Annotated in this window: 28 protein-coding genes; 14 read left to right on the plus strand and 14 right to left on the minus strand. The window is 60.2% G+C overall.

Annotated elements, in window-relative coordinates; translation table 11 throughout:
* The 4 genes from petA to zapE form a co-directional block, all read right to left on the minus strand.
* Entirely contained in the window at positions 1–591 is a 591-nt protein-coding gene (petA, locus tag AB7E19_RS09900; RefSeq protein WP_010675854.1) for a ubiquinol-cytochrome c reductase iron-sulfur subunit, read from the minus strand.
* A gap of 300 nt (positions 592–891) precedes the next feature.
* On the minus strand, positions 892–1,284 hold the full coding sequence (gene rpsI, locus AB7E19_RS09905) for a 30S ribosomal protein S9 (RefSeq protein ID WP_005336286.1): 393 nt from the start codon (positions 1,282–1,284) through the stop codon (positions 892–894).
* A 14-nt stretch (positions 1,285–1,298) separates the two neighbouring features.
* Positions 1,299–1,727, minus strand: a complete 429-nt coding sequence (gene rplM, locus AB7E19_RS09910; protein ID WP_005336289.1) for a 50S ribosomal protein L13 — start codon at positions 1,725–1,727, stop codon at positions 1,299–1,301.
* Positions 1,728–1,993: 266 nt separating this feature from the next.
* A complete protein-coding gene (zapE, locus tag AB7E19_RS09915; protein ID WP_263308387.1) occupies positions 1,994–3,088 on the minus strand; it encodes a cell division protein ZapE in 1,095 nt (364 codons plus the stop codon).
* A gap of 139 nt (positions 3,089–3,227) precedes the next feature.
* Between zapE and AB7E19_RS09920 the strand changes: the two genes are divergently transcribed.
* From AB7E19_RS09920 to AB7E19_RS09975, 12 genes are all read left to right on the plus strand, one after another.
* Complete coding sequence (locus tag AB7E19_RS09920; protein ID WP_010675856.1) at positions 3,228–3,608, plus strand: YhcB family protein; 381 nt, start codon at positions 3,228–3,230, stop codon at positions 3,606–3,608.
* Between the two features lie 81 nt (positions 3,609–3,689).
* Entirely contained in the window at positions 3,690–5,048 is a 1,359-nt protein-coding gene (locus tag AB7E19_RS09925) for a Do family serine endopeptidase (protein ID WP_103858102.1), read from the plus strand.
* An 89-nt stretch (positions 5,049–5,137) separates the two neighbouring features.
* Positions 5,138–6,265, plus strand: a complete 1,128-nt coding sequence (degS, locus tag AB7E19_RS09930) for an outer membrane-stress sensor serine endopeptidase DegS (protein WP_103858103.1) — start codon at positions 5,138–5,140, stop codon at positions 6,263–6,265.
* A 308-nt stretch (positions 6,266–6,573) separates the two neighbouring features.
* Positions 6,574–6,936: a transcriptional regulator gene (locus AB7E19_RS09935; protein ID WP_010675859.1), complete on the plus strand. Its 363-nt coding sequence runs from the start codon at positions 6,574–6,576 to the stop codon at positions 6,934–6,936.
* Positions 6,937–7,302: an SFCGS family glycine-rich protein gene (locus AB7E19_RS09940; RefSeq protein WP_010675860.1), complete on the plus strand. Its 366-nt coding sequence runs from the start codon at positions 6,937–6,939 to the stop codon at positions 7,300–7,302.
* Positions 7,302–7,598, plus strand: a complete 297-nt coding sequence (locus AB7E19_RS09945; RefSeq protein WP_041211841.1) for a DUF4312 family protein — start codon at positions 7,302–7,304, stop codon at positions 7,596–7,598. The genes AB7E19_RS09940 and AB7E19_RS09945 overlap by 1 nt, the downstream gene beginning before the upstream one ends.
* A 25-nt stretch (positions 7,599–7,623) precedes the next feature.
* Positions 7,624–8,400: a DUF4311 domain-containing protein gene (locus tag AB7E19_RS09950; protein ID WP_010675862.1), complete on the plus strand. Its 777-nt coding sequence runs from the start codon at positions 7,624–7,626 to the stop codon at positions 8,398–8,400.
* Positions 8,401–8,411: 11 nt separating this feature from the next.
* Positions 8,412–9,062 (plus strand): DUF4310 family protein, encoded by a 651-nt coding sequence (locus tag AB7E19_RS09955; RefSeq protein WP_010675863.1) that lies wholly within the window; start codon positions 8,412–8,414, stop codon positions 9,060–9,062.
* A gap of 142 nt (positions 9,063–9,204) precedes the next feature.
* Positions 9,205–10,344: an amidohydrolase/deacetylase family metallohydrolase gene (locus AB7E19_RS09960; protein WP_427935115.1), complete on the plus strand. Its 1,140-nt coding sequence runs from the start codon at positions 9,205–9,207 to the stop codon at positions 10,342–10,344.
* Entirely contained in the window at positions 10,328–11,443 is a 1,116-nt protein-coding gene (locus AB7E19_RS09965; RefSeq protein WP_427935117.1) for a DgaE family pyridoxal phosphate-dependent ammonia lyase, read from the plus strand. The genes AB7E19_RS09960 and AB7E19_RS09965 overlap by 17 nt, the downstream gene beginning before the upstream one ends.
* Entirely contained in the window at positions 11,443–12,183 is a 741-nt protein-coding gene (gene dagF, locus AB7E19_RS09970) for a 2-dehydro-3-deoxy-phosphogluconate aldolase (protein WP_113978331.1), read from the plus strand. The genes AB7E19_RS09965 and dagF overlap by 1 nt, the downstream gene beginning before the upstream one ends.
* Before the next feature lie 103 nt (positions 12,184–12,286).
* The gene (locus tag AB7E19_RS09975) at positions 12,287–14,191 is read left to right on the plus strand and encodes a BglG family transcription antiterminator (RefSeq protein ID WP_427935119.1); all 1,905 of its coding nucleotides are present in this window, start codon (positions 12,287–12,289) and stop codon (positions 14,189–14,191) included.
* Between the two features lie 15 nt (positions 14,192–14,206).
* Here the strand turns inward: AB7E19_RS09975 and npr are convergent, their stop codons facing one another.
* From npr to AB7E19_RS10025, 10 genes are all read right to left on the minus strand, one after another.
* Positions 14,207–14,479: a PTS phosphocarrier protein NPr gene (npr, locus tag AB7E19_RS09980; protein WP_010675868.1), complete on the minus strand. Its 273-nt coding sequence runs from the start codon at positions 14,477–14,479 to the stop codon at positions 14,207–14,209.
* A 20-nt stretch (positions 14,480–14,499) separates the two neighbouring features.
* Complete coding sequence (gene rapZ, locus AB7E19_RS09985) at positions 14,500–15,366, minus strand: RNase adapter RapZ (protein WP_010675869.1); 867 nt, start codon at positions 15,364–15,366, stop codon at positions 14,500–14,502.
* A gap of 40 nt (positions 15,367–15,406) precedes the next feature.
* Positions 15,407–15,853, minus strand: coding sequence for a PTS IIA-like nitrogen regulatory protein PtsN (ptsN, locus tag AB7E19_RS09990; RefSeq protein ID WP_010675870.1), 447 nt, complete (start codon positions 15,851–15,853; stop codon positions 15,407–15,409).
* Positions 15,854–15,855: 2 nt separating this feature from the next.
* Positions 15,856–16,143: a ribosome hibernation promoting factor gene (hpf, locus tag AB7E19_RS09995; protein ID WP_005305957.1), complete on the minus strand. Its 288-nt coding sequence runs from the start codon at positions 16,141–16,143 to the stop codon at positions 15,856–15,858.
* Positions 16,144–16,163: 20 nt separating this feature from the next.
* Positions 16,164–17,603: an RNA polymerase factor sigma-54 gene (locus AB7E19_RS10000; protein WP_041211850.1), complete on the minus strand. Its 1,440-nt coding sequence runs from the start codon at positions 17,601–17,603 to the stop codon at positions 16,164–16,166.
* A 65-nt stretch (positions 17,604–17,668) separates the two neighbouring features.
* Positions 17,669–18,394, minus strand: coding sequence for an LPS export ABC transporter ATP-binding protein (gene lptB, locus AB7E19_RS10005; protein WP_010675872.1), 726 nt, complete (start codon positions 18,392–18,394; stop codon positions 17,669–17,671).
* 12 nt (positions 18,395–18,406) lie between these two features.
* Positions 18,407–18,925 carry a lipopolysaccharide transport periplasmic protein LptA gene (lptA, locus tag AB7E19_RS10010; protein ID WP_010675873.1) on the minus strand — a complete coding sequence of 173 codons (519 nt, stop codon included), beginning with the start codon at positions 18,923–18,925 and terminating at the stop codon, positions 18,407–18,409.
* Complete coding sequence (gene lptC, locus AB7E19_RS10015) at positions 18,912–19,472, minus strand: LPS export ABC transporter periplasmic protein LptC (RefSeq protein WP_039040473.1); 561 nt, start codon at positions 19,470–19,472, stop codon at positions 18,912–18,914. The genes lptA and lptC overlap by 14 nt, the downstream gene beginning before the upstream one ends.
* Positions 19,469–20,023, minus strand: a complete 555-nt coding sequence (gene kdsC / locus AB7E19_RS10020) for a 3-deoxy-manno-octulosonate-8-phosphatase KdsC (RefSeq protein WP_042015859.1) — start codon at positions 20,021–20,023, stop codon at positions 19,469–19,471. The genes lptC and kdsC overlap by 4 nt, the downstream gene beginning before the upstream one ends.
* Entirely contained in the window at positions 20,023–21,018 is a 996-nt protein-coding gene (locus AB7E19_RS10025; RefSeq protein ID WP_029314845.1) for a KpsF/GutQ family sugar-phosphate isomerase, read from the minus strand. Before AB7E19_RS10025 ends, kdsC begins: the two co-directional genes overlap by 1 nt.
* A gap of 205 nt (positions 21,019–21,223) precedes the next feature.
* Here AB7E19_RS10025 and mlaF point away from each other — a divergent pair, with 205 nt between their 5' ends.
* Entirely contained in the window at positions 21,224–22,024 is an 801-nt protein-coding gene (gene mlaF, locus AB7E19_RS10030; RefSeq protein WP_029314846.1) for a phospholipid ABC transporter ATP-binding protein MlaF, read from the plus strand.
* A complete protein-coding gene (gene mlaE / locus AB7E19_RS10035) occupies positions 22,024–22,803 on the plus strand; it encodes a lipid asymmetry maintenance ABC transporter permease subunit MlaE (RefSeq protein WP_010675878.1) in 780 nt (259 codons plus the stop codon). Before mlaF ends, mlaE begins: the two co-directional genes overlap by 1 nt.
* Positions 22,804–22,806: the final 3 nt, after the last annotated feature.

Below are 22,806 nucleotides of genomic sequence, written 5' to 3' on the forward strand. Positions count from 1 at the left end.
TCAGGCCTCCTTGCCATCGGCACCGACCAGAATGGTGGTGTCGCTAAGAAATTGGTATGGCGGAATGACCAGGTTCAGCGGTGCGGGGACGCCCTGGAACACTCGACCAGCCATGTCGAATTTGGAGCCATGGCAGGGGCAGAAGAAGCCGGAAGTTACCCCTTGAACCTGCTCGCCGAAGCTGTCGGGCAGATAGGAGGGGGAGCATCCCAGATGAGTGCAGATGCCAACGGCCACGAAGATTTCCGGTTTGATGGATCTGTAGCCATTGTGGGCATAGTCCGGTTGCTGTGGCTCGTCTGACGCAGGATCCCGCAGCTTGTCATCGTGTGCAGCCAGAGCATCCAGCGTCTGCTTGGTACGCTTCACCACCCAGACCGGTTTACCACGCCACTCGACGCGGATTAGCTGACCCGGCTCCAGCTTGCTGATATCCACTTCAACCGGGGCGCCTGCCGCCTTGGCTTTGGCACTCGGATTCCATGACTTAATAAACGGCACTGCGGTAAAAGCAGCTCCTACACCGCCAACGGCAACCGTTGACCAGGTAAGAAATCTGCGGCGACCGGTATCAACTGGCGCATTGCTCATCCAAAAACTCTCCCATGTGGACTCCGCTCATTCTTATAGTGTCCCTGTTTACTTCTCCTCTCCCTCTGACAACTGCAATGGAAGCGGAGTGGCAATTGACACAGAAAGACCATGGAAATTTTAAAGAAAAGATAACAATTTGACAAGAAAGGGAGTCGATGGGCAAAAACAATAAATACACAATTTTTTGTCTTTTGTGACGTATGCTTAGCATTGTCACATGTAACATTACCAATAAAAAAAAGCCTGGCAAATTGCCAGGCTTTTTTGACACTCCTGAGAGTGCGTACCAAAAGCGAATTAACGCTTGGAGTACTGCGGACGCTTACGCGCTTTGTGCAGACCGACTTTCTTACGCTCAACCTTACGGGCATCACGAGTAACAAAGCCAGCTTTACGCAGTTCGGAACGCAGGGTCTCGTCGTACTGCATCAGAGCACGAGTGATACCGTGGCGGATCGCACCAGCTTGACCGGAGATGCCACCACCGTTAACGGTAATGTACAGATCCAGTTTCTCGGTCATCTCGACCAGTTCCAGCGGCTGACGAACTACCATGCGGGCAGTCGGACGGCCGAAGTATTGCTCCAGGGAGCGCTGGTTGATTACGATTTTACCGCTACCCGCTTTGATGAATACGCGAGCAGTGGAGCTTTTGCGACGGCCGGTACCGTAGTATTGATTTTCTGCCATGTTGCCAGTTCCCGTTAGATATCCAGTACTTGAGGTTGCTGAGCAGCATGAGCGTGCTCTGCGCCTGCGTAAACTTTCAGCTTACGGAACATGGCACGGCCCAGCGGACCCTTCGGCAGCATGCCCTTTACGGCAGCTTCGATTACCATTTCCGGCTTACGCTGAATCAGCTTGTCGAAGCTGATGGACTTGATACCACCCGGGAAACCGGAGTGAGCGTGGTACATTTTGTCGGTAAATTTCTTACCGGTTACGTGTACCTTCTCAGCGTTTACAACGATGATGTAGTCACCGGTGTCAACGTGCGGAGTGTACTCGGCTTTGTGCTTACCACGCAGACGAGCAGCGATCTCGGTTGCGATACGACCCAGAGTTTTACCTTCTGCGTCCACAATGTACCAGTCACGTTTTACGGTTTCTGGCTTGGCAACGAAAGTTTTCATTAAGTTAAACCCAATTACCTGTTACAGACCCAATTGCTTATGGGGGCTCTCCCACAAACAACAAACGATGGCCTACCTGTACCCCTTCGAATACAAGTAAAGCTTAAAGTGTTGCTGTCTTATCGACAGCTGTAACGTGGGCCGGGCGATTATAAGTGAAGTTGCCTTAAATATCACCTGCTAATTTCACTGCCATGAAGCTAGCAAATGTCGCCCGGCCCTACCTGCCGCAGATGCCCATCCGACTGGCAGGCGCGGTATTGTGACTAAGGAAGGTGCACTCTGGCAAGGTATTCGTGCGATTGCATCTCCTGAAGCCGTGAAAGGCAACGCTTGAATTCGAAATTCAGCAAGCCTTCGCCATAGAGCCCGGTCATGGGGACCGCCGCCGATATGATGAGCTTGACATGCCGCTCATAAAACTCGTCCACCATGGCGATGAAGCGGCGGGCCGCGTCATCCGTGCCGCTGCCCATGGGTTGCACATTGGCCAGCAGGACGGTGTGGAACTCACGGGCCAGTTCGATGTAGTCGCCCTGGGACCGTGGAGTACAGCACAGCTGTTCAAACTCCATATAAAGCACCCCTTCCCCCACGCCCAGTGCACTCAGTTGGCGATGATTGACTTCCAGTGCGGCGGCAGTCACCTGCCCAGTCCCGGTCAACTGGCTGAAATAACGATCCAGGTTGCTCCTGGCCTGCTCATCCAGCGGGAAGTGATAGATCTCTGCCTGTTCCAGGGTTCGCAGCCGGTAATCGACACCGCCATCGACATTGATCACCTCGCAGTGACGCTCGATAAGCGCGATAGCAGGCAGGAAGCGAGCACGCTGCAACCCGTTGCGGTAGAGATCCTGAGGGGGGATGTTGGATGTGGCCACCAGCACTACGCCATGGCCAAAGAGTTCCTGGAACAGAGTGCCGAGCAGCATGGCATCCGTGATATCCGAGACGAAAAACTCGTCGAAACAGATGACGTCGGTCTCGTCGGTCAGCTTGCGGGCGATCAGCTTGAGCGGATCGGACTGACCGGTCAGCCCTCTGAGCTCGTCGTGCACACGGTGCATGAAACGGTGGAAGTGGATGCGCAGTTTGCGCTCCCCCGGCAGGCTCTCAAAAAAAGTATCCATCAGCCAGGTCTTGCCTCTGCCCACACCGCCCCACATATATAACCCTTGGACGGGGTCACGGGTTTTCGGCTTTTGCAGCCAACCCAGCAGGCCACGGGATCTGGTCGGAGTCGGGCTTGCGCACAGATCCTGATAGAGTCGCTCCAGGCGGGCGACTGCCATGGCCTGGGCCGGATCGGCCACAAAGCCGGGGCGCTGCAAATCCTGCTGATATTTTTGCTGCGGGGTCATCCTGTAAACCGCCTCCAAGTCCCTGAATGAGGGACAAAATGGTATCACGCTCTCGGGGGGCACGGTATAGTGCCAACGAGGCGTTGCGGTCCATCCGACCGCTTCAAATTCATCGTGTTAGCTGTAACAAGGAGCTTCTATGACTCTGTTTAACGGGATCCTGCTGGCGATCGCCGCCCTGATCATCGGCGTGCTGATCGGCCGCTTCTCTGTCCGTAGCCGGGATGCCGGACGCCTGGAACAGGAGCTGAAAAAAGCCCACAAGGAGCTGGAAAGCTACCAGGGGCAGATCACCACCCACTTCGCCGACAGCGCAGCCCTGATGGAGCAACTGGCCGAACAGTACCAGACCCTTTATCGCCATATGGCGGAACAGAGCAAGTTCCTGGCCAAGGTACAGGAACCACTGTTCCGCGAACCCGAAGTGGAAGAAACAGGCGATGCCGCCAACAGCGAGGAGCCGGGCCTTCCTCCCCGCGATTACGCCGGTGCGTCCGGCCTGCTCAAGCAGCCGGGCTGATCGTCGGTTGAACTAATTACGCTTTATCGTGGTCAGACCTTGACGATTGCACTGCAACTTTTTCTGGGAGCTGTTTCTCATATGCGTAAATCTCTTTCTGTATTCAGTGTCTTAGCCCTCAGTGTCGGTATCGCCATGTCCTCAGCACCGGCGCAGGCCGCACTGCCCCTGATGGCGAACAACCAGGAGATGCCGAGCCTGGCCCCCGTCCTCGAGCAGGTGACCCCTGCCGTGGTCAACATCTCCGTCTCTGGCAAGAAGATCACCCGCCAGCGCCTGCCGGAACAATTCCGCTTCTTCTTCGGCCCCAACATGCCTGACGAGCAGGTGAGCGAGCAGCCCTTCCAGGCGCTTGGTTCCGGCGTCATCATCGATGCCAAGAAAGGCTACGTGATCACCAACGCCCACGTGGTCCACGAGGCGGACGAAATCAAGGTCAACCTGAAGGATGGCCGTGAGTATGCAGCCAAGAAAATAGGGGAAGACAAACAGTCGGATATCGCCCTGCTGCAAATCAAGGCCGAGGATCTGGTGCAGATCAAGTTCGCCGACTCCGACGAGCTGAGAGTCGGTGACTACGCGCTGGCCATCGGCAACCCGTTCGGCCTGGGCCAGACCGTCACCTCCGGCATTGTCAGCGCCCTGGGTCGCAGCGGCCTCAACATCGAAAATCTGGAGAACTTCATCCAGACCGATGCGGCCATCAACTCCGGCAACTCGGGCGGCGCCCTGCTCAACCTGCGCGGGGAGCTGATCGGCATCAACACCGCCATCCTGGGCCCCAACGGCGGCAACATCGGCATCGGCTTTGCCATCCCGTCCAACATGGTGCGCGATCTCTCCGAGCAGATCGTGAAATACGGCGAAGTGCGCCGTGGCCAGCTGGGGATTACCGGCACCGAGCTCACCAGCGAAATCGCCAAGACCTTCGGCTACAACAAGAAGGACGGTGCCTTCGTCAACCAGGTCATGCCTGACTCCGCTGCCGCCAAGGCAGGCATCAAGGCAGGCGACATCATCATCAGCATCGATGGCAAGCCCATCCGCTCCTTCGGCGAGCTGCGTGCCAAAATCGCCACCATGGGGGCCGACAAGCAGGTCTCGCTCGGCCTCATTCGTGACGGCAAGGAGCAGACCGTCAAGGTCACCCTGAAGAAAGCGGATGACAGCGAGATCCTGGCCAGCGCCCTGCATCCGGCCCTGGAAGGGGCCAAGCTGAGCACCATCACGGACCCCGTGTCCGGCGTGGCCGTCTCCGACATCGATCCCCGCTCACCGGCAGCCGCCTCCGGCCTGCAGAAGGGTGACATCATCATCGGAGTCAACCGCCAGCGCATCAACTCCATGGGTGAACTGACCAAGGTGTTGAAAAACAAGCCGGAAGTCCTGGCGCTGAACATCCAGCGCGGCGACTCCTCGCTCTATTTGGTGATCCGTTAAGCCCCTCACACCCGCGGCAACCGCCGCGGGTGATTTTTATCCATCGATAATGTTATTCTCTGCCCGCAGCCTGTACGGACGAGAATGACATGAAAATCCCACCACTGATCAGCTACTTGGGCAAGTCCGTCGGCTTTGGCCTCGCCATGGCTGCGCTTTTGTTGCTGGTGTTCCCCGATTTTCGCGGAGGCACTCCCCTGCCGGGCCTCATCACCAACGCCCGCGAGCTGAGCTTCTCCTACGCGGCCCATCGCGCCGGCCCTGCCGTCGTCAACATCTACACCCGCAGCTTCGCCGGCAATCGCGGTGAAAAAGCCGAACTCAGACCCCAGGGGCTGGGGTCCGGCGTCATCATGAACCAGCGCGGCCACGTGCTCACCAACTATCACGTCATCGCCGATGCGGACCAGATCATCGTCGCCCTGCAAGATGGTCGGGTATTCAGTGCAGAGCTGGTCGGCACCGACAAACTGACCGATCTGGCCGTGCTCTACATCGAATCGGACAACCTGCCGGTGATCCCGCAGGACCCGGATCGTCTGCCGGACGTGGGAGACGTGGTGCTCGCCATCGGCAACCCCTACAACGTCGGCCAGACCATCACCCAAGGCATCATCAGCGCCACCGGGCGTATCGGCCTCTCCAGCATGGGGCCGGACAGCAATGGCAGACAGGATCTGCTGCAAACCGATGCCGCCATCAACGAGGGCAACTCCGGAGGCGCCCTGGTCAATGGCCGTGGCGATCTGGTGGGTATCAATACCGCCGCCTACCACCTCAACGGCAATCAGGAGAGCTATGGCATCAGTTTTGCCATCCCCTACAAGCTGGCCAAGCGCATCATGGACGAGCTGATCGCCAACGGTCGGGTCATCCGCGGCTACCTCGGCATCTCCAGCGTCGAGATCAATCCCATCGTCGCGCGCATGCTGAACCTGGGTGACTTGCAGGGGTTGGTGGTGGAGAGCCTGGATCCCAATGGCCCAGCCACCAAGGCCGGTCTCAAACGTGGGGATGTACTGCTCAAGATCAACGGAGAGGCCATCACCGGCGTGCGTCCCGTCATGGACAAGATCGTAGAGAGCCGCCCCGGCACCAAGCTCACCATCTCGGTGATCCGCAACGGCAAGCCGCTGGACGTCGATGTCATCATCGAAGAGGACCTGCGCTACCAGAATCAGACCCTGCCGACCAGCAGTGCGGCACCCGCCACCTGAGAGGCGGATCCTCGCAGGGCCCGACAGGGCCCTTTTTTGTGCCCGCTTTCCTCCAGCTCCCACCTGTGCGTGAGACAGCTCACATATTGCGCCAATAAACGATCGGGCGAAGGTGCCGTCAAAACCCGCCACCGATCACACTCCCTTGCCGCCAGTCCGCTCCTTTCCTCTTCTTGATCGCCAAAAGGGCTTCTTTTGATGCCTTTCCCTCCGGATTTCCACTTCGAATCGGAAAAAACCTGCCTCCTCCCGCATTCTCCTCCGCTTTATGGTGATCCCATCCTTTCTGCCAGCCTGGAGAGCAGACCTTGAATACCGACACCCATGACGCCCCACTGACCCCGGACAGCCCGGCACTGCTGCGCAAGACCGACCTGACCCTGGCCCGCATTCACAACCTGCTGGCGGATCAGGGCATACGCCCCAACGACGTGCAGCAACAGATGCTGGCCTCCCACGTTAAGGCCATGGTGTGGCGTTCCTACAGCGGGGAATCCCTGCCGGAGGTCGACCTCAGCCTGTTCGAGGAGATCTCCCCCCTCTCCCTGCGCCTGGCCGAACAGGTCGTCGCCTGGCTCGACCGCCTCGCCTACGAGGAGGCGCACCTCTTGTCCGTCCATTTTGAAGTGGCCAAAGAAAACGAACTCAGCTCAGTAAAAGGAGAAAGCTAAATGACTGCCATCAAACTCGTGATTGGAGATCGTCTCGGCAAGGGTCAGAAAGTGGGGGCAGGCGCAGAAGCCGCCGGCGCCACCGTGACCGTCATCCCCGGCATGGCCGCCGACATGAAGCTCGGTGATGTGATGAACAAGGAGCAGGCCGACCTTGGCATCTCCTTCTGCGGCAGCGGTGGCGCGGGCGCCATCACGGCCCAGACCAAGTACGGCTACAAGTGCCGCTACGGCATGCGATCCATCGAAGAGGGTGTCACCGCCATCAACGAGGGGTGCGTGGTACTGGGCTTCGGCTTCATGGACAAGGAAGAGCTGGGCCAGAAGCTGATCGAAGCCTTCGCCAAGAAACACGGACGCGCCTGATGAAAGAGCACTTCACCACCCGGATCACGGTCAACGGCAAGGGGGCGACTCGCCAGCAGGCGTTCGCAGCAGCCCTCAGCCAGGTGCAACCCAGCCTGCTCAAGGAGAGCCCCAAGGTGATGCTGCGCATCGAACCCCTCGAAGTCGAGGTGCTCGAGGCCGAGGAGTCGGTACGGGTGGAGAAGTTCCTGTTCTTCTTCCTTCCACGCCAGCGCCATGAGTTCCGGGTCCGGCTGGCGATCACCGTCAAGGTCACCAGCCTGGATGTCGACAAGGTGGATTTCACCCGGGCCTGACCCCACAACCAAAAGGACAAGTTGGATGTTTCTAATCATTTTGATGAAGTCACTCATCATCGGCGGCCTGGTAGGCGTCGGGGTGGGGGCTGGCGCGGCGCGGATGTTCCACGCCCCGACCGTGCAGGGGATGGGCGCGTTCCGTACCCTGGGCGAGCTCAACTCCTGCGAAGGGGACCCCGCATCCCACTTCTCGTTCGGTCTGGGCTTCTTCTTCAACGCCTGGGCCTCCACGGTCGCGGCCGGCGCCTTCACTCAGGACGTGGATCACCGCATCCTGCCGAACTGGGGTGCAGCGGCCCTGATGATCAAGAACCGGGATCTCGCCACCACCCTCCATGATCCCAAAAAGATGGCCATCGCCTGCGGCATCATTGGTGCCATCGTGGTCGCCTTCCTCAACAGCACGGCCGCCGCCGTACCTGCCGCCCTGCAGGTGACCGCGGTCAAGGTGCTGGTGCCCGCCGCCAACCTGCTGGTCAACACCGTCATGCCGGTGATCTTCTGGCTGGCCGCCATCGAGGCAGGCAAGAAGTCCGGCTTCTGGGCCACCATCTTCGGCGGTCTGGCCCAGCTCATCATGGGCAACGCGGTACCAGGCCTGGTGCTTGGCATCCTGATCGGCAAGGGGGTGGAAGAGAGCGGCTGGAACCACGTCACCAAGGTGATGATGAGTGCCATCGTCCTGCTGTTCGTGCTGAGCGGCTTCTTCCGCGGCTTTGACATGAAACTCATTGAATCCTTCCACCTGGGCGTTCCCCTGTGGCTGGAAAACGTCCACAACCTCATGAGCGGAAAATAAGGAAGCACACCATGGATGAGAAACTGAGAAACAACTTCTGGTATGCCGACTGGTCCTTCCCCATCTTTGTCGGTCTGCTCTCTTCCGGCGTCTTCGCCGGTACCCACATGTTCTACCTCTACGGGGTCGGCGCCTTCAACGAAGTGGCCTTCGTTGCCATGCTCAAGGCCGGTATGGACACGGGGGCCTATGGTGCAGTCGCCGCCTTCGGTGCCAGCTTCCTGTTCGCCCGCATCATCGAGGGCTCCCTGGTGGGCATCCTCGACATCGGCGGCGCCATCCAGACCGGAGTCGGCCTCGGGGTGCCCGCCCTGCTGCTGGGGGCCGGCATCATCTATCCGGTGGAAAACTTCACCGCTTCCCTGATCACCGGCATGGGGATTGGGATGGCCATCGGCTACGTGATCATCCTGGCGCGCAAGTTCACCATCAACCAGAGCAACTCCACCTACGGGGCGGACGTCATGATGGGGGCTGGCAACAGCTCCGGCCGCTTCCTCGGTCCCCTCATCATCCTCTCCGCCATGGGCGCCTCCATTCCCATCGGGATAGGCTCCCTGCTGGGTGCCCTGCTGTTTTACATCTGGGAGAAGCCCATCACGGGCGGCGCCATTCTGGGGGCCATGCTGTTCGGGACCGTCTTCCCCATCGCCCTGGCTTAATCCAAGGCCGTCTCTTGGGCGGCATTCAAGAACCTGTTTGCGCTCTGTCGCGAAAGGTCGTCAGCAAGGTGAAGAGCAACACATGAGCCTTGGAAGCGGCCTCGCAGTAAGAGCACAAGCAGGTTCCAAGAGGGATATCAGCATGTACGACATGATCATCAGGGCGGGACGCCTGGGAAACGGGCAGCTTGTCGACGTCGCCATCAAGCATGGCAAGATAGCGGCGCTGGGTTCGCTGCCAGAGAGCACGGAGGCGAAGCAAACCCTCACTCTGGGCGGGCAGGTCCATGTGAGCGCCGGCTGGATCGACGGCCACACCCACTGCTACCCCGCCTCTCCCATCTATCACGATGAGCCGGACAAGGTGGGCGTGGAATCCGGCGTCACCACCGTCATCGACGCCGGCAGCACCGGAGCCGACGATGTGGACGACTTCCAGCGCATAGCCGCCACCTGCAAGACCCGGGTGCATGCCCTGCTCAACATCTCCCGCATCGGTCTGCTGCGTCAGAACGAGCTGGCGGATCCGGCAGACATCGATCCCGTCCTCGCCCAGGCGGCCATCCGGCGCCATCCCGGCTTCATCGTCGGCATCAAGGCGCGCATGAGCGGCAGCGTGGTGGGTGAAAGCGGTCTGCAACCCCTGCGCATGGCCAAGCAGATCCAGCAGGCCAATGGCAACCTGCCACTGATGGTGCACGTGGGCAACACGCCGCCGGATCTGGACGAGATCGTCGCCCTGCTGGGGGAGGGCGATCTGCTGACCCACTGCTTCAACGGCAAGCCCAACCGCATCCTGACCCCTGCGGGTGAACTGCGCCAGGCGGTGCGCGAGGCGATGCGGCGGGGACTCTTGCTCGACATCGGCCACGGTGGCGCCAGCTTCAGCTTCGAAGTGGCGGAGCTGGCCATTGCCCAGGGCATCCTGCCCCACACCATCAGTTCAGACATCTACTGCAAGAACCGCATCAAGGGGCCCGTCTACAGCCTTGCCCACGTGATGTCGAAGTTCTTCGCCATCGGCATGACCCTGGAGCAGGTACTCGCCTGCGTCACTCACCATGCCGCCGATGCCCTGCGCCTGCCCGGCAAGGGGCGACTCGAGGTGGGCGCCGATGCAGACATCACCCTGTTCGAGGTGAGCTGCGGCCCCACTCTCTTTACCGATACCGAGGCCGGCACCCGCAACGGTGACCGGCAACTGCTCCCTCTCGCCGCCCTGGTGGGCGGCGAACTGGTTCTGACTCACTACGGGAAATCACACCATGCCTTCTGTGTATGAGAAATACCGGCTCAAACCGGTGATCAACGCCTCCGGGCGCATGACCATCCTCGGCGTATCCACCCCCGAGCAGGAGGTGATCAACGCGGTCAACTTCGGCCTCGGCCACTACTTCGAGGTGAAGGATCTGGTCAACAAGACCGGCGCCTATCTGGCCGATCTGCTGGGCGTTGAAGATGCGGTAGTGGTCTCCTGCGCCAGCGCCGGCATCGCCCAGTCGGTGGCCGCCGTGATCGTGCGCGGCGACCCCTATCGCCTCGAGCAGTTGCATGCTCATGCCCACGACGTGCCGAGCGACATCGTGCTGCCCAAGGGCCACAACGTGAACTTTGGTGCCCCCGTCGGCACCATGGTCAACCTGGGGGGCGGCAGGGTGGTGGAGGCAGGCTACGCCAACGAGTGCTCACCCGCCCAGCTGGCCGCCGCCATCCATGCCAATACCGCCGCCATCCTCTACATCAAGTCCCACCACTGCGTGCAGAAGAGCATTCTGTCGGTGGCCGAGGCGGCCGAGGTGGCCAAGGCACACGGGATCCCGCTCATCGTCGATGCAGCTGCCGAAGAGGATCTGCGTCTCTACTACAACCAGGGTGCAGATCTGGTCATCTACAGCGGCGCCAAGGCCATCGAAGGGCCCACCAGCGGCCTGGTGCTCGGCAGGCGTCAGTATGTGGGGTGGGTCAAGCAGCAGGCTGGCGGCATAGGCCGTGCCATGAAGGTGGGCAAGGAGGGGATCCTCGGCCTGACCCACGCCATCGAGCGCTACCTGGCCAAAGAGAAGGAAAGCGGCACCGCCATGGTCGCCAAGATGACCCCCTTCATCGAGCGCCTCAACCAGCTGCCCGGCGTCAGCGCCAAGGTGGTGTGGGACAGCGCGGGGCGCGACATCGCCCGCACCGACATCGCCTTCGACCACCAGCAGATCGGCATGACCACGGTGGAAGTGGTCTCCCGTCTGCAACAGGGTACCCCCGCCATCTACTGCCGCGGCTACAAGGCCAACGAGGGGCACATCGAGATAGACGTGCGCAGCGTCACCCTGCCCCAGCTCGACCAGATCCACTCCGCCATTGCCCACCTCGTTCAGGAGAACAACTGATGTCTCTTACCCCCAATTACTACCGCGATCGGGTCTGCCTCAACGTGCTGGCAGGTTCCAAAGAGAATGCCGTCGACATTTATGAGGCCGCCGAGGGCCACGTCCTGGTCGGTGTGCTCTCCAAGAACTACCCGGACATCCCCTCTGCCGTCGCCGACATGCAGGCCTACGCCAAACTTATCGACAACGCCCTCTCCATCGGGCTGGGAGCAGGTGATCCGCGCCAGTCCGCCATGGTGGCCGAGCTGGCCCGCCAGTTGCAGCCTCAGCATGTCAATCAGGTGTTCACCGGGGTCGGGGCCAGCCGGGCGCTGCTCGGTCAAGCTGACACCCTCGTCAATGGCCTTGTCTCCCCCACCGGCATCCCCGGCATGGTGAAGATCTCCACTGGCCCCCTCAGCGCACAGCAGACTGACGGCATCGTCCCCATCGACACCGCCATTGCCCTGCTCAAGGACATGGGCGGCAGCTCGGTCAAGTTCTTCCCCATGGGGGGACTCGCCTGCCGCGCCGAATATCAGGCAGTGGCCGAGGCCTGTGCCCGCCACGGCTTCTGGCTGGAGCCCACCGGCGGCATCGATCTTGAGAACTTCGAGGAGATAGTGCGGATCGCGCTGGAGGCAGGAGTCGAGAAGGTGATCCCCCACGTCTACAGCTCCATCATCGACAGTGTCAGTGGCCAGACCCGCCCCGAGGATGTGCGTACCCTCCTCGCCATGGTGAAGGCACTGCTGGCATAACAATCCCACAGGCACCGGTCCGATCACTGGGCGGTGCCTGGCTTGTTAATGACCCCCTTGTTAACATCGACCCACCATGCGCGACAGGAGTCCTCACCCCCTCATGACCAAGCTGCCCCACCCCAGACTCCAGCAACTGCTCGCCCTGCTTCACGCCGAGCCTCTGCCACAGGAGGAGCTGGCCCGCCGTCTCAATGTTTCCACCCGCACGGTGCGTACCGACGTGGCGACCCTGAACGAGCTCATTGCCACCCGGGGCGCCCACCTGATCCATCAGCGGGGCAGCGGTTACCAGCTCAAGATCTACAATCAGGGACTGTTCGATGCGCTGCTGGCCGCCCAGGGGCAGGAGAGCCCTCTGCCTCGCACCAGCCGCGAGCGGGTGCTGCACCTCCAGGTCTTGCTGCTGACGGCGGAACAGGGGATCAAGCTCGACGAGCTGGCGGACACCTGGTATCTGAGCCGGGCGGCTTTGCAAGGGGACATGACGGAGGTGCGGGAGCGGCTCGCCCACTTCGGGCTCACCATCGACAGCAAACCCAGAGTGGGGATGCGCATTGCGGGAAGCGAGATGGCGATCCGCGCCTGCCTCACCCAACTGCTCTGCCAGGAGCTGCTGCACCAGCATCCGCTCCAGAGCCTGTTGCCCACCCTCTGCCCCAGCAAGACGCTGGAGGTAGTGGGCAACCACATTCACGAGCAACTCGGTCGCCATCAGCTGCGCCTGGCCGACGAGAGCCTGCAGCAAGTCACCGTCTACTGTGCCGTCGCCCTGCTTCGCCAGGCGTCTGGCCACGAGTTGCGCCAGTTTGCCAGCGACGACATCACCCCGCCCCTGGTAGTGGTGGCCCGCGACATCTATGCCGAGCTGCCAACCCTGACTTCACCGGGGCAGGAAGAGATCGCCTGTCTCGCCATCCAGATCCAGGCTCGCCTCACTGCAGAGACGCCCCTGCTCAGCCCGGCCATGGCGGCCGAGAGCGAGCAGCTGACTACGCACCTGCTGGGTTACATCCACCACCACTACCCCTATGACCTGCGCGGCGACCCGCAATTGCGAGCCGACCTGCAGACCCATATCGGCGCCATGCTGCTGCGGGTCAAATACCAGATTGGCAGCCACAATCCCCTGGCGGACCACATCAAGCAGTATTACCCCCTCGCCTACGACATCACCCTGGCGGCCATCTCTGAGTGGATCAGGCAGACCCCCTACCGGTTGACCCACCACGAGATCGGCTACCTGGTGATCCACATCGGGGTCGGCCTGGAGCGCCACTACGACATCGGTTACACCCGGCGCCCCCAGGCGCTGCTGCTGTGCGATGCGGGCAACGCCACCTTCCGGGTGCTGGAAGCACGCATCCGGCGGGAATACCCCCAACTGCAGCTGACCACGCTGGAGTCGGTGCGGGACTATGAGGGACTGGTACGAGTCGAGCAGGATTTCGTCATCAGCACCCTCAAGGTGAGCGAGAAGAATGCTCCCGTGGTGCAGGTCTCCCCCTTCCCGACCCAGTACCAGCTGGAGCAGCTCGGCAAGCTGGTGCTCGTCGATCGCACCCGTCCCTATCTGCTCGACAAGTATTTCGATGCCGACCACTTCATGGTGCTTGATGAACCCATCAGCCAGGGGGCGTTGTTTGATCGCATCTGCAGCCAGCTTGAGGCGGAGGATCTGGTGCAGAGCGGATTCCGGGGATCCTTGCAGGAGCGGGAGCGGATCGTCTCAACCATGCTGGGGGACGGCATCGCTCTGCCCCACTCCCTCGGCCTGCTGGCGCGCCGCACCCTGGTCTATACCGTGCTGGCCCCCCAAGGGATCGATTGGGGCAACGGCGAGAGCGCTACCCTCATCTTCGTGCTGGCCATCGCCAAGGCGGATTATGAGGAAGCCATGGGACTTTATGATCTGTTTCTGGCACTGATGAACGAAAAAGCCAGCAGAAGTCTGCTGGCTTGTCGGGATTTTGCCGCTTTCAAGGCGCTGGCTCGCAGCGCACCTTGAGCACGCCGAGGCGTATTACTCCTCATTGAAGCCCGAGGTGAACAGCGCCACCACGGCGGCCAGGGCCTCCACCTCTTCGGGGCCCTCCACCTGCACCTCCACCTGTTTGCCCTGGGCGGAGTCCAGCATCAGCAGGCCGATCACGCTGTCCGCGTCGGCCTCGACCCCCTCCTCGTTGCGCAGCAACACGTGGGCATCGAACCCCTGCACCAGCTCGAACAGCATCATGGCCGGTCGCGCGTGAATGCCTAACTTGTTTTTGACTTCTACCGAGGCGGAAACGGTCATCTGAGCATCCTGTGGATCTGTCAGGCGGGGTTTGAACGCTTGTCCAACGTGCGATGGCGGATCTGCACGTTCTTGCCAAGCAACCGGAATGCGCTGGCCAGCCGCTCGGCGATGAACACCGAGCGGTGTTGTCCGCCGGTACAGCCGATCCCGACGGTCACATAGCTGCGATTGTTGCGCTCCAGGTGGGGCAACCAGGTCCCCAGCATGTTCTCGATCTGCTGGATGAACAGCATGACATCCGGCTGGCTGGAGAGGTAGTTGGCCACGGGCTCATCCTTGCCGGTGAAGGGCTTGAGCTCCGGGATCCAGTGCGGGTTGGGCAGGAAACGGGCGTCGAACACGAAGTCCGCATCCTTGGGAATGCCGTACTTGAAACCGAATGACTCGAACACCAGCACCAGCTCGTTCTCTTTCTTGCCAAGCACCCGGGTTTTGATGAGCTCGCTGAGATCGTGAATGCTGAGGTTGGTGGTGTCGATGCGCAGGTCGGCGGTCGAGGAGAGCGGTGCCAGCAGGTGGGTCTCTTCCCGGATCGCCTCGTCCAGCGAAAGCTTGTTGCGGGACAGAGGGTGCAGACGGCGGCTCTCACCGTAGCGTTTGAGCAGGGTCGCGTTGTCCGCATCGAAGAAGAAGCTCGAAAACTTGACTCGCCCCTCGTTGCGCACCTGGCTCAGCAGGTTCTCCAGCCTGTCTGCCTGGGCAGGCAGGTTGCGCACGTCGATGCTGACAGCCAGCTTGTCATACTGGCTCTCCACCGACACGATCAACTGGGGCAGCAGGTTGACCGGCAGGTTGTCCACGCAGTAGTACCCGAGATCCTCGAGCACCCTCAGGGCCACCGTCTTGCCGGAGCCCGAACGACCGCTTACTACTATTAACTGCATCTTGTCCCCTCACGCCAACGTGGCTGTGTCAGACCCGGCCTCAGGCCGACGTCATGATCTGATAGAGTTCTTCGTCGCTGGTCGCCTGGCGCAGCTGGCGGCAGACGGCCTTGTCACCCAGTTTGGATGCCATCAGGGAAAGAGTCTTGAGGTGCTGCTTGCACTCGCTTTCCGGCACCAGCAATGCAAAGAGCAGGTCAACCGGTTGATTGTCGATAGAATCGAAAGGGATGGGCTCGGAGAAGGTCATCAACACGGCGGTCGGCGCGAAGGCGTCGTCAATCCGGCCGTGGGGGATGGCGATACCGGCTCCGATCCCGGTACTGCCCATCTTTTCTCGCGCCAGCAGGCTTTCAAACAGGACCTGGCGGGAAGCGCCGAGGCGCTCTGCGGCCAGTTCACTGATGATCTCGAGCGCGCGTTTCTTGCTGGTACAAGGGACCGCACTCTTGGTGCAGTCCCGACTCAGTATGTGTTCAAGTTGCATAGTTATTTTTGATTTAACTTATCTTTGTGCTTGATGATCTGCCGATCCAGTTTATCCAGCAGGGTATCAATCGCCGCATACATGTCGGCATGCTGCGAATTGGCGAACACCTCTCCCCCGCTGACATGCAGCTTGGCTTCGGCGATCTGGTTCAGTTTTTCGACGCTCAACACCACGTGTACGTTGTTGATATGGTCAAAGTGACGCTCGAGTTTGGCAAATTTGTTGTTCACATAATCACGCAGAGCTTCGGTAATCTCGACATGGTGTCCGGTCAGGTTAATTTGCATAACGTCTTCCTTTTGTTTGCCTAAACCAGGCGTTTGCGCTGATTGGATGGCGGGATCAACAAGGATTCACGGTACTTTGCGATCGTGCGTCTCGCCACCATAATACCCTGTTCGGCCAGCAAATCCGCGATCTTGCTATCACTAAGCGGCTTGGCGGGGTTTTCCGCCGTCACCAGCTTCTTGATCAGGGCGCGAATAGCGGTCGATGAGCACTCTCCTCCTCCCTCCGTATTGACGTGACTGGAGAAAAAAAACTTCAGTTCAAAAATGCCGCGGGGCGTATGCATGTACTTCTGGGTCGTGACCCGTGAAATGGTCGACTCATGCATCTCCACCGCTTCCGCGATATCGTTGAGTACCATGGGTTTCATGGCCTCTTCGCCGTACTCGAAAAAGCCCTGCTGCTGCTCGACGATGCAGCTGGCCACCTTGAGCAGGGTGTCGTTACGACTCTCCAGGCTCTTGATGAACCACTTGGCCTCCTGCAAATGAGAACGGATGAACTGGGTATCCGTGCTGCTGCGGGCATTGCGCGCCATGGCCGCATAGGCCTCGTTGACACGGATGCGCGGAGCAGAATCCGGATTGAGTTCAACCACCCACTTGCTGCCCTTCTTGACCACGGACACATCCGGGATCACGTACTGGGATTCACTCTGGATGATGCCGTTGCCGGGTCTGGGCTCCAGTTGCTGGATGAGATCCAGCACCTCCTTGAGATCGCTCTCCTTGAGGCGGGTCTTGCGAGCCAGGGTGCGGTAGTCGCGATTGCCGAGCAGGTCCATGTGTTCGCGGATCACCTCTCTGGCTTCGTCGAGCCAGGGCAGGTCCGGCGAATACTGGCCGAGCTGGATCAGCAGACACTCTTGCACCGAACGGGCGGCGATGCCGACCGGATCGAAATGCTGCACCCGCTTGAGCACGGCTTCGATCTCATCCAGTTCGACTTCTACCTCCTCGCTGCTGACTGCAGCCTGAATATCCTCGAGGGTGGCAGTCAGATACCCGGATTCGTCGATGGCATCGATGATGGCAAGGGCGATGGCCGCATCCACATCACTGAACGGGGTGAGCCGCATCTGCCACAGCAGGTAGTCCTGCAGGTTCTCGGTGGTCTCCCCCTGATAGACGCTGTCTTCCCCGTCATGGATGGGGCCTGCACTCTGGGCCGTACCGGCCGAGTAGACCTCGTCCCAGGTGGTGTCCACCGGCAGTTCATCCGGCATGCTCTCCTGGGCCATGGCATCGCTGGAGTCGAGTTGACTGGCGTCCTGTGTCTCTGCCTGACTGGTTTCCTGCGCCTCGTTCTCCTCTTGCTCCAGCAAGGGGTTGTTGTCGAGCGCTTGCTGAATTTCCTGCTGGAGTTCCAGGGTGGAGAGCTGGAGCAGACGAATCGCTTGTTGTAATTGTGGCGTCATGGTCAGGGACTGACCGAGACGCAACTGTAATGTCGGCTTCATCTACGTCGGGATATCCTTATGTTCAGCGAGGCAGTCACCTAACAAAAATGAGGGGTGCCCCCTTACTATAGACTGAATTGATCGCCCAAATAGACGCGCTTGACCTGCTCATCGGCGAGGATATCGGCCGGCGCACCCTCGGCAATCATCTTGCCGTGGCTGACGATGTAGGCCTTCTCGCACACATCCAGCGTCTCTCTGACGTTGTGGTCCGTTATCAGCACACCCAACCCGCGTTCTTTCAGATGCTGGATGATCTTTTTGATATCGATGACTGAAATAGGATCAACACCTGCGAAAGGCTCATCGAGCAGAATGAATCTCGGCTCTGCCGCCAGCGCCCGGGCGATTTCCACCCGGCGCCGCTCCCCACCCGAGAGGCTCTGGCCCAGGCTGTCGCGGATATGGGTGATATTGAACTCTTCCAGCAACTGTTCGACCTTATCCTCCCGCTCTTCGCGGCTCAACCCCTTGCGGGTCTGCATGACCCCCATCAAGTTGTCGAACACCGACAGGCGCCGGAAGATGGAGGCCTCCTGAGGCAGATAGCCGATGCCATTGCGGGCACGGATATGCATGGGCTGCAGGCTGATGTCCTGCTCGTCGATGGTGATGAGGCCAGCATCCCGCTGCACCAGGCCCACGATCATGTAGAAGGAGGTCGTCTTGCCCGCACCGTTCGGGCCGAGCAGGCCCACGATCTGGCCCGTTCCCACCTCCAGGCTCACATCGCTGACCACCATGCGGCGCTTGTAGCTCTTTTGCAGACCCGTTGCTTTTAACACTGCCATGGCTGTTGTTTCCTACTTCTTCTGATCGGCGGGTTTGTCAAAGTTCTCCACCTGATCCGGCAGGAACACCGTCTTGACGCGCTGGGTGGGCCCCTTGCTCTCGGCAATCATCTTCTGCTTGACGATGTCGTAGCGAATCAGATCGCCGGTCACCTGGCTGTCTTCCTGCTTGAGCTGGCCGTTGCCGGTGATGGTCACCAGTCGGTTCTTGAGCTCGTAGCGGATGCTGTTGCCATGGGCATTGACCGGTTTGCCGTTGTCCAGCACCTGGAAGAAGGTGGCTGGGTTGCCATACGCGGTCATCACCTCGGCGCCCTTGTCGCCGGAGCGGATCACCACCACCTTGTCGGCCTTAATCTTGATGGTGCCCTGGGTGATGATGACATCCTCGCTGAAGGTGATGCGGTTGTCCTGCATCTCGGCCACCTGCTTGACCGCATCCACATAGACCTTCTCGGCAAAGTCGGACTCTTTGGCATTCAGGGAACCGCACAGCAACAGGGCCGTGAGGGCCAGATTAACGTTTTTCATTGAAATAAGTGGCATGGCCTTTATCCAGTAACTCGAAATATTTACGTTCCAGGTGACCCTTGAGGCCAACGCCCTCGGTCTGGAACTCCTGGCCCACAATGCTGATGTGCTGGTTGCTTCTCATCCCCTGCGTCACCAGATCCAGCTCCAGATAGGAGGTATCCAGTGTGGAGATGAAGGAGGCGGGAAGCAGACCGTCCAGATGCACCTTGTCACGGAGGATCACATTGTCATCGGTGTTGAGCACCCCGGTTTCGGCCGTCAGCTTCCATTCGGCCGCGCCCTTGTCATCGAACATGTAGACCACCGGCTTGGTGAAAGTGGCCTGCTCGAGCACCTGGTAGTACTCCGCATATTCGGATTCCAGCCGCTCGGTGCGCTTGCCCTGCTCATTGAAGCGGGTCGTCACCAACTCTCTGGCGGTGAAGTCCGGTTGAAAATTTTCCGTCTTGGTGGTCGGCTCGGGGACCAGCTCGATCTCCCCCAGCTGCCAGGCCGCCAGCGCAGCCAGAAACAGCAGGCCGAACAGCACAGTCTGTTTGTTCATCGCGACGCCTCGGGTTGATAGTCAGCCAATCCCTGGGCCTGCAAGATAAGGTCGCACACCTCGCGCACGGCCCCGACGCCACCGCCAAGCCGCGTCACCAGCTCCGCCTTCGCCAGCACAAGCGGATGGGCGTCGGCAACGGCGATACCCAGGCCACAAGCCTGCATCACCGGCAGATCGATGGTGTCATCTCCCATATAGGCGGCTTGCGATGCATCCAGCCCGAGCTTGGTCAGCAAGGCCTCGAAGTGGGGCAGCTTTTTGTCTGCCCCCTGCACCAGGTGCTGGACTCCTAGACTCTTCATGCGATCGCTGACGATGCGGGAGTTTCGCCCCGTGATGATGGCAATCTCGATGCCCGCATTGAGCAGGGCACGCATGCCGGCACCGTCACGGGTGCAGAAAGTCTTCAGCTCTTCGCCGTTATTGCCCATATAGATGAAGCCGTTGGAGAGCACCCCATCCACATCGCACACCAGCAGGCGGATCTGCGCCGCCTTCTCGTACTGGCTGCGCGTCACCGGACCATAGAGGGTCGGTACGTCTTGCATCAAATTACTCCGGCTTTCAGCAGGTCATGCATGTTGAAGGCACCCAGCGGGTGTCTCTCTCCATCCACAACCAACAACCCGTTGATTTTCCTGGTTTCCATCAGCTTGACGGCCTCGGCCGCCATCATCTCAGGCCCTACGGTAACACAGTTCACCGTCATGACGCGGCTGATGGGGGTGTGATGAATATCCACCTGCAGGTCCAGAATGCGGCGCAGGTCACCATCGGTGAACAGACCGGCAAGCAGCCCTTGATCGTCCACCACCGCCGTCATGCCGAGCCCCTTGCGGCTCACTTCCAGCAGCGCCTGGCTGATGGTGGCATCTATCCCCACCTTGGGCAACAGCTCGCCGCTGTGCATCAGATCGCCCACTCGCAACAGCAACCGCTTGCCGAGGGACCCGCCCGGATGCGACAGCGCAAAGTCATCGGCGGTGAAACCACGGGCCTCCAGCAGGGCCACGGCCAGCGCGTCCCCCATCACCAGGGTGGCGGTAGTGCTGGATGTCGGGGCCAGACCGAGGGGGCAGGCCTCTTTCTCCACCTTGATGCACAGGTGCACGTTGGCCTCTTTCGCCATGGTGGAAGCAGGATTGCCTGTCATGCAGATGAGTGGAATACCGCGGCGCTTGAGCACCGGCAGCAGGGCCAGGATCTCGTCGCTCTCGCCGGAGTTGGAAATGGCGATGATGAGATCCCCGGCTGAGATCATGCCGAGATCCCCGTGGCTGGCCTCGCCCGGGTGCAGGAAGAAGGCGGGCGTTCCCGTGCTGGCCAGGGTCGCGGCAATCTTGTTGCCGATATGACCCGACTTGCCCATGCCGGTCACCACTATCTTGCCGCCACAGCGCAGCACCATCTCGCAGGCGCGCTCGAACGCCTCGTCAAGGTACTGGTAGAGTCCATCAATGGCTTGTTTTTCTATGTCCAGCACCGCTCGGGCGCTGCGACGGAAATCGAACAATTCAGACACTTTTTCAGGCTTTACAGACATAAAGGCACAGCTCCGGGCCGAAATTTGCTGCGGGATTATAAAAAAGTCTGCCGAGATAAGCGAATCGGATGCGGAATGGGCGGTCATTGACGCAGGTTGTTACATAAAACTGTCGCGTACTTGGGGGGAAACCCGCTCAATAGTTGTTCCTCGCTGTTGCTTAGACCTAGACTAGCCCATAAAATTCGCTCTTCATTTATACCGGATGGACAATTGTTTGAACGATGACCTGATCACCATCTCCGACCTGACCTTCAGTCACGGGGATCGGCTGCTGTACGACAGGATCAACCTGACCATTCCCCGTGGCAAGGTCACCGCCGTCATGGGTCCGAGCGGGATCGGCAAGACCACCTTGCTGCGCCTGATCGGGGGCCAGCTCAAGCCTGAGTCCGGTCACATCCTGTTTGACGGGGAAGACGTTCCCACGCTCTCCCGTTCACGCCTGTATGAAGTGCGGAAACGGATGAGCATGCTGTTCCAGAGTGGCGCATTGTTCACCGGCATGACCGTATTCGACAACGTGGCCTTCCCGCTGCGGGAGCACTCCGGCCTGCCGGAAGAGCTGATCCGCACCATCGTCATGATGAAACTGCAGGCTGTCGGTCTGCGCGGGGCGGCCAAGCTGATGCCGTCCGAGCTCTCCGGTGGCATGGCGCGTCGCGCGGCCCTGGCGAGATCCATCGCGCTGGATCCGGATCTCATCATGTATGACGAGCCCTTCGTGGGGCAGGACCCCATCACCATGGCGGTGCTGGTGAAGCTCATCAAGGAGCTCAACGATGCCCTCGGCATCACCTCCGTCATCGTCACCCACGACGTGAAGGAGGTGCTGAGCATCGCCGACTACGCCTACATCATCGCCAACCGCAAGGTAGTGGCACACGGCACACCGGAGCAGCTGCGCGAGGAGCACAATCCCGAAGTCGAGCAGTTCCTCAAGGGATTGCCCGACGGTCCTGTTCCGTTTCATTTTCCGGCAGGCGACCTGCTACAGGATCTGTGATGTTGACAAGTCAGATAAGCAAGCTGGGCCGCAGCGGTGTGCGTTTCATCAACGCCGTCGGCCGGGCAACCATCATGCTGTTTCATGCACTGGCAGGACGACCCCAGCCACGCAAGCACTTCCCGCTGCTGGTGCAGCAACTGTATGTGGTGGGAGTGCAATCCGTCGCCATCATACTGGTGTCCGGCCTCTTCATCGGCATGGTGCTCTCCCTGCAGGGTTACAACGTATTGAAGGATTTCGGCGCAGAGCAGAGCCTGGGGCCTCTGGTTTCCCTCTCCCTGCTCCGTGAGCTGGGCCCTGTGGTCACCGCCCTGCTGTTCGCCGGTCGTGCGGGCTCCGCCCTCACCGCCGAGATCGGCCTGATGAAGGCCACCGAGCAGCTCTCTAGCCTGGAGATGATGGCGGTCGATCCGCTGCGTCGGGTCGTGGCGCCCCGCTTCTGGGCCGGGGTTATCAGCATGCCGCTGCTGGCCTTCATGTTCAGCCTGATCGGCATCTTTGGCGGCAAGCTGGTTGGTGTCGACTGGCTGGGGGTGGACGAAGGCAGTTTCTGGTCCGCCATGCAGGCCTCCGTCGACTGGCAGGACGACATCATGCAGGGCGCCATCAAGAGCCTGATCTTCGCCCTGGTGGTGACCTGGATAGCGCTCTTCAACGGCTATGATGCCAAACCGACCTCGGCCGGGATCAGTCAGGCGACCACCCGTACCGTGGTTCACTCATCCCTGGCCGTGCTCGGTCTGGATTTTATACTCACCGCAGTCATGTTTGGATAAGGG

It is taken from the genome of Aeromonas sp. (assembly GCF_050252055.1).
GTDB lineage: Bacteria > Pseudomonadota > Gammaproteobacteria > Enterobacterales > Aeromonadaceae > Aeromonas > Aeromonas caviae.

Bases quoted from the DNA above. Each gene is read 5' to 3' on its own strand.
- petA (WP_010675854.1), bottom strand. From the start codon at position 591: ATGAGCAATGCGCCAGTTGATACCGGTCGCCGCAGATTTCTTACCTGG.
- rpsI (WP_005336286.1), bottom strand. From the start codon at position 1,284: ATGGCAGAAAATCAATACTACGGTACCGGCCGTCGCAAAAGCTCCACT.
- rplM (WP_005336289.1), bottom strand. From the start codon at position 1,727: ATGAAAACTTTCGTTGCCAAGCCAGAAACCGTAAAACGTGACTGGTAC.
- zapE (WP_263308387.1), bottom strand. From the start codon at position 3,088: ATGACCCCGCAGCAAAAATATCAGCAGGATTTGCAGCGCCCCGGCTTT.
- AB7E19_RS09920 (WP_010675856.1), top strand. From the start codon at position 3,228: ATGACTCTGTTTAACGGGATCCTGCTGGCGATCGCCGCCCTGATCATC.
- AB7E19_RS09925 (WP_103858102.1), top strand. From the start codon at position 3,690: ATGCGTAAATCTCTTTCTGTATTCAGTGTCTTAGCCCTCAGTGTCGGT.
- degS (WP_103858103.1), top strand. From the start codon at position 5,138: ATGAAAATCCCACCACTGATCAGCTACTTGGGCAAGTCCGTCGGCTTT.
- AB7E19_RS09940 (WP_010675860.1), top strand. From the start codon at position 6,937: ATGACTGCCATCAAACTCGTGATTGGAGATCGTCTCGGCAAGGGTCAG.
- AB7E19_RS09945 (WP_041211841.1), top strand. From the start codon at position 7,302: ATGAAAGAGCACTTCACCACCCGGATCACGGTCAACGGCAAGGGGGCG.
- AB7E19_RS09950 (WP_010675862.1), top strand. From the start codon at position 7,624: ATGTTTCTAATCATTTTGATGAAGTCACTCATCATCGGCGGCCTGGTA.
- AB7E19_RS09955 (WP_010675863.1), top strand. From the start codon at position 8,412: ATGGATGAGAAACTGAGAAACAACTTCTGGTATGCCGACTGGTCCTTC.
- AB7E19_RS09960 (WP_427935115.1), top strand. From the start codon at position 9,205: ATGTACGACATGATCATCAGGGCGGGACGCCTGGGAAACGGGCAGCTT.
- AB7E19_RS09965 (WP_427935117.1), top strand. From the start codon at position 10,328: ATGCCTTCTGTGTATGAGAAATACCGGCTCAAACCGGTGATCAACGCC.
- dagF (WP_113978331.1), top strand. From the start codon at position 11,443: ATGTCTCTTACCCCCAATTACTACCGCGATCGGGTCTGCCTCAACGTG.
- AB7E19_RS09975 (WP_427935119.1), top strand. From the start codon at position 12,287: ATGACCAAGCTGCCCCACCCCAGACTCCAGCAACTGCTCGCCCTGCTT.
- npr (WP_010675868.1), bottom strand. From the start codon at position 14,479: ATGACCGTTTCCGCCTCGGTAGAAGTCAAAAACAAGTTAGGCATTCAC.
- rapZ (WP_010675869.1), bottom strand. From the start codon at position 15,366: ATGCAGTTAATAGTAGTAAGCGGTCGTTCGGGCTCCGGCAAGACGGTG.
- ptsN (WP_010675870.1), bottom strand. From the start codon at position 15,853: ATGCAACTTGAACACATACTGAGTCGGGACTGCACCAAGAGTGCGGTC.
- hpf (WP_005305957.1), bottom strand. From the start codon at position 16,143: ATGCAAATTAACCTGACCGGACACCATGTCGAGATTACCGAAGCTCTG.
- AB7E19_RS10000 (WP_041211850.1), bottom strand. From the start codon at position 17,603: ATGAAGCCGACATTACAGTTGCGTCTCGGTCAGTCCCTGACCATGACG.
- lptB (WP_010675872.1), bottom strand. From the start codon at position 18,394: ATGGCAGTGTTAAAAGCAACGGGTCTGCAAAAGAGCTACAAGCGCCGC.
- lptA (WP_010675873.1), bottom strand. From the start codon at position 18,925: ATGAAAAACGTTAATCTGGCCCTCACGGCCCTGTTGCTGTGCGGTTCC.
- lptC (WP_039040473.1), bottom strand. From the start codon at position 19,472: ATGAACAAACAGACTGTGCTGTTCGGCCTGCTGTTTCTGGCTGCGCTG.
- kdsC (WP_042015859.1), bottom strand. From the start codon at position 20,023: ATGCAAGACGTACCGACCCTCTATGGTCCGGTGACGCGCAGCCAGTAC.
- AB7E19_RS10025 (WP_029314845.1), bottom strand. From the start codon at position 21,018: ATGTCTGTAAAGCCTGAAAAAGTGTCTGAATTGTTCGATTTCCGTCGC.
- mlaF (WP_029314846.1), top strand. From the start codon at position 21,224: ATGGACAATTGTTTGAACGATGACCTGATCACCATCTCCGACCTGACC.
- mlaE (WP_010675878.1), top strand. From the start codon at position 22,024: ATGTTGACAAGTCAGATAAGCAAGCTGGGCCGCAGCGGTGTGCGTTTC.